General features: G+C 69.8%; 12 protein-coding genes. 4 read left to right on the top strand and 8 right to left on the bottom strand.

Annotated features, from left to right (window positions below; all coding sequences use genetic code 11):
• Positions 1–112 precede the first annotated feature (112 nt).
• Positions 113–289 (top strand): hypothetical protein, encoded by a 177-nt coding sequence (locus DT074_RS28595; RefSeq protein ID WP_368744854.1) that lies wholly within the window; start codon positions 113–115, stop codon positions 287–289.
• A gap of 27 nt (positions 290–316) precedes the next feature.
• A complete protein-coding gene (locus DT074_RS22580) occupies positions 317–733 on the top strand; it encodes a DUF3592 domain-containing protein (RefSeq protein WP_119422129.1) in 417 nt (138 codons plus the stop codon).
• A gap of 33 nt (positions 734–766) precedes the next feature.
• Here the strand turns inward: DT074_RS22580 and DT074_RS28210 are convergent, their stop codons facing one another.
• From DT074_RS28210 to DT074_RS22600, 5 genes are all read right to left on the bottom strand, one after another.
• On the bottom strand, positions 767–925 hold the full coding sequence (locus DT074_RS28210; protein ID WP_162915114.1) for a hypothetical protein: 159 nt from the start codon (positions 923–925) through the stop codon (positions 767–769).
• Positions 926–987: 62 nt separating this feature from the next.
• Positions 988–1368, bottom strand: coding sequence for a response regulator (locus DT074_RS22585; RefSeq protein WP_119422130.1), 381 nt, complete (start codon positions 1366–1368; stop codon positions 988–990).
• A 133-nt stretch (positions 1369–1501) separates the two neighbouring features.
• Positions 1502–2716: an MFS transporter gene (locus tag DT074_RS22590; protein ID WP_119422131.1), complete on the bottom strand. Its 1215-nt coding sequence runs from the start codon at positions 2714–2716 to the stop codon at positions 1502–1504.
• Between the two features lie 103 nt (positions 2717–2819).
• A complete protein-coding gene (locus tag DT074_RS22595) occupies positions 2820–4127 on the bottom strand; it encodes a methyl-accepting chemotaxis protein (RefSeq protein WP_119422132.1) in 1308 nt (435 codons plus the stop codon).
• A gap of 48 nt (positions 4128–4175) precedes the next feature.
• On the bottom strand, positions 4176–4712 hold the full coding sequence (locus DT074_RS22600; RefSeq protein ID WP_119422133.1) for a PAS domain-containing protein: 537 nt from the start codon (positions 4710–4712) through the stop codon (positions 4176–4178).
• Between the two features lie 369 nt (positions 4713–5081).
• Between DT074_RS22600 and DT074_RS22605 the strand changes: the two genes are divergently transcribed.
• Entirely contained in the window at positions 5082–6083 is a 1002-nt protein-coding gene (locus DT074_RS22605) for a helix-turn-helix domain-containing protein (RefSeq protein ID WP_162915115.1), read from the top strand.
• 16 nt (positions 6084–6099) lie between these two features.
• Here the strand turns inward: DT074_RS22605 and DT074_RS28215 are convergent, their stop codons facing one another.
• From DT074_RS28215 to DT074_RS22615, 3 genes are all read right to left on the bottom strand, one after another.
• Positions 6100–6258, bottom strand: coding sequence for a hypothetical protein (locus DT074_RS28215; protein ID WP_162915116.1), 159 nt, complete (start codon positions 6256–6258; stop codon positions 6100–6102).
• A gap of 86 nt (positions 6259–6344) precedes the next feature.
• Positions 6345–7052, bottom strand: a complete 708-nt coding sequence (locus DT074_RS22610; RefSeq protein ID WP_119422135.1) for an SOS response-associated peptidase — start codon at positions 7050–7052, stop codon at positions 6345–6347.
• A gap of 46 nt (positions 7053–7098) precedes the next feature.
• Entirely contained in the window at positions 7099–7302 is a 204-nt protein-coding gene (locus tag DT074_RS22615) for a hypothetical protein (protein WP_119422136.1), read from the bottom strand.
• Between the two features lie 13 nt (positions 7303–7315).
• On the opposite strand from DT074_RS22615, the gene DT074_RS22620 reads away from it, so the two are divergent.
• On the top strand, positions 7316–8683 hold a 1368-nt coding region (locus DT074_RS22620), incomplete at its 3' end, for a mechanosensitive ion channel domain-containing protein (protein WP_368744855.1).

Genomic DNA, 8683 nt, shown 5'->3' on the forward strand with positions numbered 1-8683 from the left:
CGATGCGCGGGGCGATGACATTCCTCGCCGCGCTGAAGCTCATCCAGATCGGCGACACGACGCCGCGAAGCAGATCCAGGATCTCTTCCTCGGCGGCCAGAAGCGCGAGGCGGTGGCGGCAGTGCCGGACCAGCTGGTCGACGACGTCGCCCTGGTCGGCCCGGCGGCGCGCATCAAGGACCGGCTCGGCGCCTGGAAGGCGGCGCATGGGCAAGGCCATGTCGGCACCATGATCGTCGGCGTGCGCACGCCCGCGGCGGCGCGCCTGCTGGCGGAGGAACTGCTCTAGCCGGATGACCCGCGCGAGGGGGCGCGGATGGATTCGGCGATGTTCATCTTCGGCTCGGTGCTGCTCGGCCTCGGGCTCTGGATCGTCTTCGACGATCTCCGCTTCCGCACCCGCTCGCGCCGGGCCTTCGCCACCGTGCTGTCGACCGAGAAGGTGGTGACGATGATCAACGAGGGCCAGGGCTCGGACGGCCGGTTCCGCCAGCGCAAGCACGTCGCCTGGAAGACGCGCTACACTTTCCGCGCCGGCGGCCGCGACTACACCAACGAGGGCGAATTCCCGAGCGAGCCCGGCAAGGTGGTCTCGATCTGGTACGACCGCAAGAACCCGGAATGGGCGCGCACCTTCCGCTCGAAGGTGGAGTTCGGCTGGATTCTGATCGTGACCTCGCTCATCCCTTACGGCTTCTGGCTGATCGAAATCGGGGTCATCCCGCTGCCCTGAACCACGGAAATCGTGGCGCGACCGTACCAGCCGTTACTCGCGCAACAGCAGCGCCGCCATCGCCTCGTAGGATTCCGCCATCTGCAGCAGAATCTCGCGCAGCTTCTCATCGGCGAATTCCTCCGCCAGCTTGCGCACCTCGGCCGCCCGGTGCAGGCAATATTCGGGATCGAGCAGCGAGGATTGCGACATAGGCCCAGGTAACCGCCCGGGCGCCGCGAGGTTCCGGATCCCCCTGGGTCAATGTCGTCACTTCATTGTCGTACCGCGGCCGCGATGGTGTCGAGCAGGGCGCGATGGCGAAGCGGCTTGCCGAGATTGGTCACGCCGCGCAGCGCCGCCGCGGCGCCGTCGTCATCGAGCTTGGGATGCGCGCTGGCCAGCACGAAGGGCACCCGCATGGCGCGCAACCGCAGCGCGATCGAGGTCACCGGCTCGCCGCCCAGGTCGAAATCCAGCACCGCGAAATCGGGCCGCGCCGTCAGCAGCAATTCCAGCCCGCGCGCCAAGGTGGGTGCCGGCCCCAGCACGCGATAGCCCGCATCGAGCAGCGTGAATTCGAGGTCGAGCGCCACGACGGCGCTGTCCTCGACGATCATCACGAGCGGCGGCGGCGACGCGCACCCTTCCTCCACAACTCCTCCTGTCCGGCTCGCCGTGCCGCAAGATCAGTGTCGGGAATCAACCTGCCGCGCACCGGCAAGTTGCGCCCCATCTGCAACGGCCACGCTGGGGCGCTGTGAGAAATGTGGTCGAGCTTGGCCGCGCTCAGATGCGCCGCCAGAGCGGAAAGGTCAGCGCGAGCGCCGTCAGTCCGAGGCCGCCGGTGACCGCGACCGCTTCCGGCGCGCCGATCCGGTCCGCCAGCCAGCCGAGCCAGAGGAAGCCGAGCGGCCCGGTGCCGATGCAGACCGAGAGCACGCCCAGCATGCGCGAGCGCAGCTCCACCGGCGCGGCGAGATAGACGATGGTGGTCTGCAAGGTGGCGAAGCCGGCGCCGCCGATCCCGGTGACGATCAGCGCGAGGCCGGCCGGCAGCGGCGCCGGCGACAGCGCGAAGGCGGCCAGCGCCGTGAGATAGAGCGCGACGCCGCCGACATAGCCGGCCCGGTGCCAGCGCGGCGTCAAGGCCCAAGCGAGCGCGAGCGCGCCGATGCAGGCGCCGACGCCGTCGACGCTGGTCAGGATGCCGACGCCCTCCGGCCCGAGCCCGAGCTGGTCGCGCCCGATCACCGGGATCATGCTGGTGAACGGCCAGCCGAACAGATTGAAGATCACCGTCACGCTGAGCGTCGCCGCGATGCGCCGGTCGGCCAGCGCGATCCTGAAGCTCTCGATGGTGCGCGCCAGCACCGCACCCGCCGCCGCGGCCGGTGCGATCCGCGCCTCGATCGAGAGCGTCGCGATGATCGCCGCGACATACATCAGCGCGCCCATGCCGAAGGCGCCCTCGATGCCGGCGCCGGCCAACAGGAAGCCGCCCAGCGCCGGCCCCACCATGCGGCTCGCATTGCTGGCGACGATGTCGAGCGCCATCGCCTGGCCCATGCGCTCGCGGCCGACGCTCTCGCCCATCAGCATGCGCCGCACCGGAATGTCGATCACCCAGCCGATGCCGTTGATCAGGCTCGCCACCGCGAGATGCCAGACCTCGAGCGCGCCGGCGGCGGCGATCGCGGCGAGTACGCCCGAGGTCAGGGCCAGCAGAAGGGTCACGGCGGCGAGCGACCGGCGCCGGTCGAACCGGTCGGCCAAGGTGCCGACGAAGGCGCCGAACAGGCCCATCGGCAGCATGCGCAGCATGGTGATCAGCGCGACGGTGAACGCGGAGCCGGTGCGGTCGTAGACCACCACGCCGACCGCGACCATCTCGACCCAGCGCACCACGCTGGCGATCAGCCCGACCGACCACAGGCGCCAGAAGTCGGGCGGCAGAGTGTTGAGCATGAGGCGGGCGGAGACGGCCGAGGCTGGGCGGAACATGCGCGCTCCGCCGCTGAGGGGCGGATTCGCTCCGCACCATAGCACCTCCGGGCCGCCCGAAGGCCGGCACGGGCGCCGGTCTTCGGGTCCTTCGGCGGGATGTCTAGGCCGCGCGCACGTCCTGCAGGAACTGCTGGATGTGCTGGCGCAGGGTGGAGGACACCTTCTCGAGATCCGCGGCGGAGCCGAGCAGCTCCTTGGCGGCGGCGCCGGATTCACTGGCGGCGGCGGAGACGTCGCCGATGCTGCGCGAGACCTCCTGCGTGCCGCTGGCCGCTTCCTGCACGTTGCGCGCGATCTCCCCCGTCGCGGCGCCCTGCTCCTCCACCGCCGAGGCGATCGAGGTCGAGATCGTGTTGATGTCGCCGATCGTCTTGACGATCCCCTGGATGGCGCCGACCGACACCGTGGTCGCCTCCTGGATCGCGCCGATCTGCTGGCTGATCTCGCCGGTCGCCTTCGCCGTCTGGTTGGCCAGCGCCTTGACCTCGCTCGCCACCACGGCGAAGCCCTTGCCGGCCTCCCCGGCGCGCGCCGCCTCGATCGTGGCGTTGAGCGCGAGCAGGTTGGTCTGGCTCGCGATATTGGCGATCAGCTGCACCACGTCGCCGATGCGGCGCGCGGCTTCGGCGAGCTGGCCGACCGTGCGGTCGGTGTTCTGCGCCGCCGTCGCCGCTTCGCCGGCCACCGTCGAGGACTGGTTCACCTGGCGACTGATCTCGCGGATCGAGCTCGACAGCTCCTCGGCCGCCGCGGCCACGGTCTGCACATTGGCGGTCGCCTGCTCCGCGGCGGCGGCGACCGTGGTCGCCTGCCGGGCGGAGCGGTCGGCATTGCCCACCATGACGTCGGCGGTGGAGCGGAGCTGCGCGGCAGCGGCCACCAGGGTGCCGGTCGCCTGCTCTGCCCCCTCTTCGAACCTCGCGACGACGCTGCCGATGCGATCGGCGCGGGCCTGGCGTGCCTTGGCCTCGTCCAGCACGCGCGCCTGCTCCGCCTGCTCCAGCTCGCGGCGCTTCACCGCGGCGGCGGCGGCCTCCTCGGTGCGCTGCTGCATCGATTGCCGCGCATCGTTGATGATGCCGGCGCCGCGGCGGAAGTCGCCGAGCATGCCGCGCACCAGGAAGGCGCGGTAGAACTTGCCCTGGCTCGCATAGCGGAGCGAGGCACCGGACTCGCGGACGAAGGCGTCGGTCTGGTCGAGCAAGCGGTTGATCGCGATCAGCACCGCGCCCTGCTCGCCGAACTTCTCGGTCTCGACGACGCGCGCCTGCAGGTCGCCCTTGGCGGCCTTGCCGCAGACATCGCCGGCAACGGCAAGAATCTCGCGGTGCAACGCAAGCTCGCTCTCGCACCGTTCCAGCCGCGCGCGCAGGTCTTCGCCCGCGCCGGCGGCAATGCGCTTGAACATGGTAGCCCTCTCTCTGTTTTTCTTGTCGTGCGGCGGGACCCTCGGTCCTCAGGCCGCCTTCAGGGTGGCGAAGATGAAGCGGTCGTATTCTGTGTTCTGCGAGCGCAGGAACTCGGCCAGCATCTGCTCCGCCGCGGCGAGGCCGTCCTTGCGGTTGGCGTGCCGGTTCTCCTCGGCCAGCAATTGCTGATAGACCGGCTCGATCACCGCCAGCGCCGACCGCTCGGGCACCCGCCGGTTCGAGTGGAAGCCAATGATGCGGCCGGAGCCGTCATAGCTCGGCGTCACATGGGCGAGCACCCAGTAGTGGTCGCCGTTCTTCGCCATGTTCTTCACATAGGCGAAGAGCTCCTCGCCCTTCTGGATGGTGTCCCAGAGCAGCTTGAACACCGCGCGCGGCATGTCCGGATGCCGCACGATGCTGTGCGGCTGGCCGATCAGCTCGCTCTCGGTATAGAGGCCGACGCGGCAGAACACGTCGTTCACATAGAGCAGGCGTCCGCTGGTGTCGGTCTTGCTGACGATGATCTCGTCCTCGCCGAAGGTGCGTTCCCGGCCGGTCGGCGCGACCATGTACTTGGTCATGCCGCCCTCCCGTCGACCTGCGCCGCCGCTGGGGGCTGATTTTTGTGCACTCGCAACATTGTTCGCTCCTCGCGCTCCAGAAGTTGTAATGCCGACTTTCTTCGCGATGCTTGGTACAGGCCGCCGGCTGACCTCAACTTGCGCCCCGTACCTAAGAGCGGCTCAAATCCATCGCTAGACCAATCCCGCCACCGTTTGGCCGGCGCTGCCAAAAACCGAACCAATTCGCATCAATTTTTTCGAAGATTGTCTCTGTAGTTGTTCATCATGAATGTTCATAGTAACGCCAATACTTACCCTCATTTACGTCAGATTAACTTACCGCGTGAAGAATTGTATGCAATTGATGTCGAGTGGAGCGCAAGAGCGATGCCGTGGTTCAACAGCCACCTCGCCTTTCAGGCAGGATCGGCGGAGGCGCTGTGCGAGGCGGTGGAGACGCGCCTCGCCGCGCGGGCGGTGGTGTTGCCGGAACGGTCAGCCGAACTGGACGCGCGGGCCAGCCTGCGCGGCCTGCCGCATGGCCAGCTCTGGGGCTGCTCCTACGGTCTGCCCCTCACCTTGCGTTTTCTCGAGAGCGACTATGTGCGCGTTCAGATGCCGCTTAAGGGCACGGCGCGCGTCACCGCCGGTGGCGACCAGATCGTGCTCGACACGTCGCGCGCCTGCCTGTCCCGCGCCGCGGCCACCATCGAGTTCGGCGAAGCCTATGAGCAGTTCGCGCTGCGCCTGCCCCACGACCTGTTGGTGCGCAAGCTCACCGCGCTGACCGGCGAGGCAGCCGCGGGTCGCCTGGAATTCGCGCCGGAGATCGATCTCGAAACGCCGGCCGGGCGCAACCTGCGCAACGTCATGATGTGCATGGCCGCCGCGGCCGGCGACCTGCAAGGCCCCTTGGCCGCCACGGTGCTCGGCGAGATCGAGCAATCCTTTCTCGTCGCCCTGCTCTGCACCGCCAATCACAGTCAGCGCGGGTTGCTGGAACACGACACGCAGGCCGCGGCGCCCTGGCAGGTCCGGCGTGTCGAGAGCTATATCGAGGCGCATTGGCGGGAGCCGCTCAGCATCGAGGACATCGCCGATGCCGCCGGCACCAGCGCCCGCAGCATGTTCCGCAGCTTCCAGCAGCATCGCGGATATTCGCCGAAGGAATTCCTGAAGCGCGTGCGGCTCGGCCATGCGCGGCGCCTGCTCCGCGACGGTGCGCCGGACCGCACCGTCACCGACGTGGCGCTCGATTGCGGGTTCGGCGATCTCAGCCGGTTCAGCAAGGATTATCTCGCCGCCTATGGCGAGACGCCGTCGGCCACCTTGCGCGCGAGCCGCGGCGCCGCGCCGCCGTTGCCGCACGGCACCGCCGTCGCGGCCTGAGGGCGGCGCGCAGCGGTCAGGATCCGGCGACTTCCTTCGCCATCGCCTCGTATTCCTCGGCCAGCGCCACCATGATGTCGCGCAGCTCCGCATCCGCCGCTTCGGCGGCGAGCGCGCGCGCTTCGGCCGAGCGCGTCTCGCAGAGCTCCGGGTCGTGCAGGATCGGTACGGGCATGTGGAACCAACCGCCGCGCCAGCACCAGCGTTCCGCCCCGGCCCGTGACCGAGCCGCGACCATGAGGTGACCCGGCCCGGGCCGCGCTAGCCCGAACCGAACAGGTCGCGCTGCTTCGGGCCCGCGCTGGCGATGCCGTCGCCCGCATCCTCTTTCTTGCCGCGCGCGACGATCTGCAACGCGCCATCCGCCAGCGGGCGCTGCAGCTTCAGCGCCTCAGCCGCCGGCGCCCTCATCCACTGCTCGATCTCCTCGGGCGTGGTCAGGATCACCGGCATCGCCTTCGGATGGATGGCGCCGACCTCCTTGTTGGGCTCGCAGGTGAGGAAGGCGAAGAGGTCGTTCACCGTCTCGCCCTCCTTCACCTTGCGCACTGATTTCCAACCGCCGACCCAGATGCCGGCGAACACCGCGAGCGGCCGGTCCGGCCCGAGCGCGAACCAGGCCGGCGGGCGCGAGCCGTCGGCCTGCGGCTCCGGCTCGCTGAAGCTGGTGAACGGCACCACGCAGCGGCTCTCCACGCCCAGCCAGCGTCGCCAATGCGGCGAGGCGGTGTTGCGCACATTGGTGACGCCGGGATCGGAATTGCGCCCCTTCAGCGCGAAGACCGGCGAGGGCATGCCCCAGCGCGCCATCGCGAGCTCTCGGTCCTCACCGATATTTCGCACGATCGGCGCGGCGTAGTCGGGAAACACGCCGGGCAAGGGCGGCAGGTTGCCGGTCTTGTCGACCACCGCGCGGGTGAAGTCGCGGATCGCCTGCTGGCCCTTGGTGACGGAGTAGAGATTGCACATGCGGGTGATCTCTTGCAGCGCCGCCGGGAGGCGCGCAAGCCCCCGCTCACGGATCTTCCTTGCGCCACGCCCCCAGCAGAAAGGCATCGCGCGGGCGCCGGTTCGGCCCTTGATCGGCGCGGTACTGACCGAGATCGACGCCGCGGCTCTCCATCCACCGCCCGAGCCAGCGCTTCGCCAGCCAGCCGAGCACGAGGAACGGCACGAGATAGATGGCGAGGACCAGCAGCGCGTGCGGCAGCGGGCTCATGGCGATGCTCCCGATGCCGGATTCTAGCACCGAAGCCGGCCGCGCGGCGCGGAACGTTCCCCGCCCCGAGGCGTTGCGCCAGATGCGGCGAAGCGAGGCATCCCGCGCGCGGGCGGCGCCACTCCCCCTTCTGCTCCTGATCCTGGCGGCGCTGCTGGCGGCGGCGCTCAGCACCGCGCGGCCCGCGCGCGCCGCCGACGAGCTCCCCACCGCCCCGGCTGCAGATACGGAAATGCCGGCGCCGCAGCGCCCCGTCGCCGTCACGCCGGTCGCGGCCGATGCGGAGATCGCCGCCCGCCTGCAGCGCATCCTCGAAGCCAGCGGCTGGTTCACGGCCCCGCGCGTCGGCGTGCGCGAGGGCATCGCCTTCCTCGACGGCACCACCACCGCGCCGGAGCATCGCCGCTGGGCGACGAGCCTCGCCGAGAACACCGAGGCGGTGATCGCCGTGGTCAACCGGATCGAGGTCGAGGCCGATGTCCGCTCCACTTTCGAGCGCGCCGGCGGCGAGCTCGCCAAGGTCTGGCGCTGGCTGCTGCAGGCCTGGCCGGTCGCCATCCTCGCGCTCGTCATCATCGCGGCCACCTGGGGCGCCGCGAAGGGCGTGACGCTCGCCGCGCGCCGCCTGCTCGCGCCCCGCATCGCCTCCCCGCTCCTCCTCACCGCGCTGGTGCGCGCCGCCGCCGTGCCGGTCTTCGTGCTCGGCATCTATTTCGTGCTGCAGGTGGCGGGGCTGACCCGGCTCGCCATCACCGTGCTCGGCGGCACCGGCCTGATCGGCATCATCATCGGCTTCGCCTTCCGCGACATCGCGGAGAACCTGCTGGCGAGCCTGCTGCTCAGCATGCGCAACCCGTTCCGCACCGGCGACCTGATCGAGGTGGCCGGCGAAACCGGCGTGGTGCAGAACCTGAACACGCGCAGCACCGTGCTGCTGACGCTCGACGGCAACCACGTGCAGATTCCGAATGCCACCGTGTTCAAGAGCACGATCCGCAACTACAGCAGCATCCCGAGCCGCCGTGCCGAGTTCACCGTCGGCATCGCCTATGATTCGCCCGCGACCCGCGCCCAGGCGCTGATCGCCGAGGTGCTCGCCAACCATCCCGCCGTGCTGGATGCGCCGGAGCCGCTGGTGCTGATCGACGAGCTCGGCGCGGCGACGGTCAATCTCCGCGTCTACTACTGGTTCGACAGCACCACCTATTCGCCGGCCAAGATCAACTCGGCGCTGATGCGGCTGGCCAAGAACGCGCTCATCCAGGGCGGCATCGAGCTGCCGGATTCCGAGCGCGAGGTGATCTTCCCGCGCGGCGTGCCGCTGATCCGGGCGCCGGGCGGCGCGGCCCCCGCGCCGCAGCCGGCGCGACCGGCCGAGGCC

The sequence above is a fragment of the Desertibaculum subflavum genome, from assembly GCA_003576705.1.
Lineage (GTDB): Bacteria > Pseudomonadota > Alphaproteobacteria > Ferrovibrionales > Ferrovibrionaceae > Desertibaculum > Desertibaculum subflavum.

Excerpts from the sequence above, each read along its gene's own strand:
- DT074_RS22580 (WP_119422129.1), top strand. The coding sequence starts at position 317 with ATGGATTCGGCGATGTTCATCTTCGGCTCGGTGCTGCTCGGCCTCGGG.
- DT074_RS28210 (WP_162915114.1), bottom strand. The coding sequence starts at position 925 with ATGTCGCAATCCTCGCTGCTCGATCCCGAATATTGCCTGCACCGGGCG.
- DT074_RS22590 (WP_119422131.1), bottom strand. The coding sequence starts at position 2,716 with ATGTTCCGCCCAGCCTCGGCCGTCTCCGCCCGCCTCATGCTCAACACT.
- DT074_RS22595 (WP_119422132.1), bottom strand. The coding sequence starts at position 4,127 with ATGTTCAAGCGCATTGCCGCCGGCGCGGGCGAAGACCTGCGCGCGCGG.
- DT074_RS22600 (WP_119422133.1), bottom strand. The coding sequence starts at position 4,712 with ATGACCAAGTACATGGTCGCGCCGACCGGCCGGGAACGCACCTTCGGC.
- DT074_RS22605 (WP_162915115.1), top strand. The coding sequence starts at position 5,082 with ATGCCGTGGTTCAACAGCCACCTCGCCTTTCAGGCAGGATCGGCGGAG.
- DT074_RS28215 (WP_162915116.1), bottom strand. The coding sequence starts at position 6,258 with ATGCCCGTACCGATCCTGCACGACCCGGAGCTCTGCGAGACGCGCTCG.
- DT074_RS22610 (WP_119422135.1), bottom strand. The coding sequence starts at position 7,052 with ATGTGCAATCTCTACTCCGTCACCAAGGGCCAGCAGGCGATCCGCGAC.
- DT074_RS22615 (WP_119422136.1), bottom strand. The coding sequence starts at position 7,302 with ATGAGCCCGCTGCCGCACGCGCTGCTGGTCCTCGCCATCTATCTCGTG.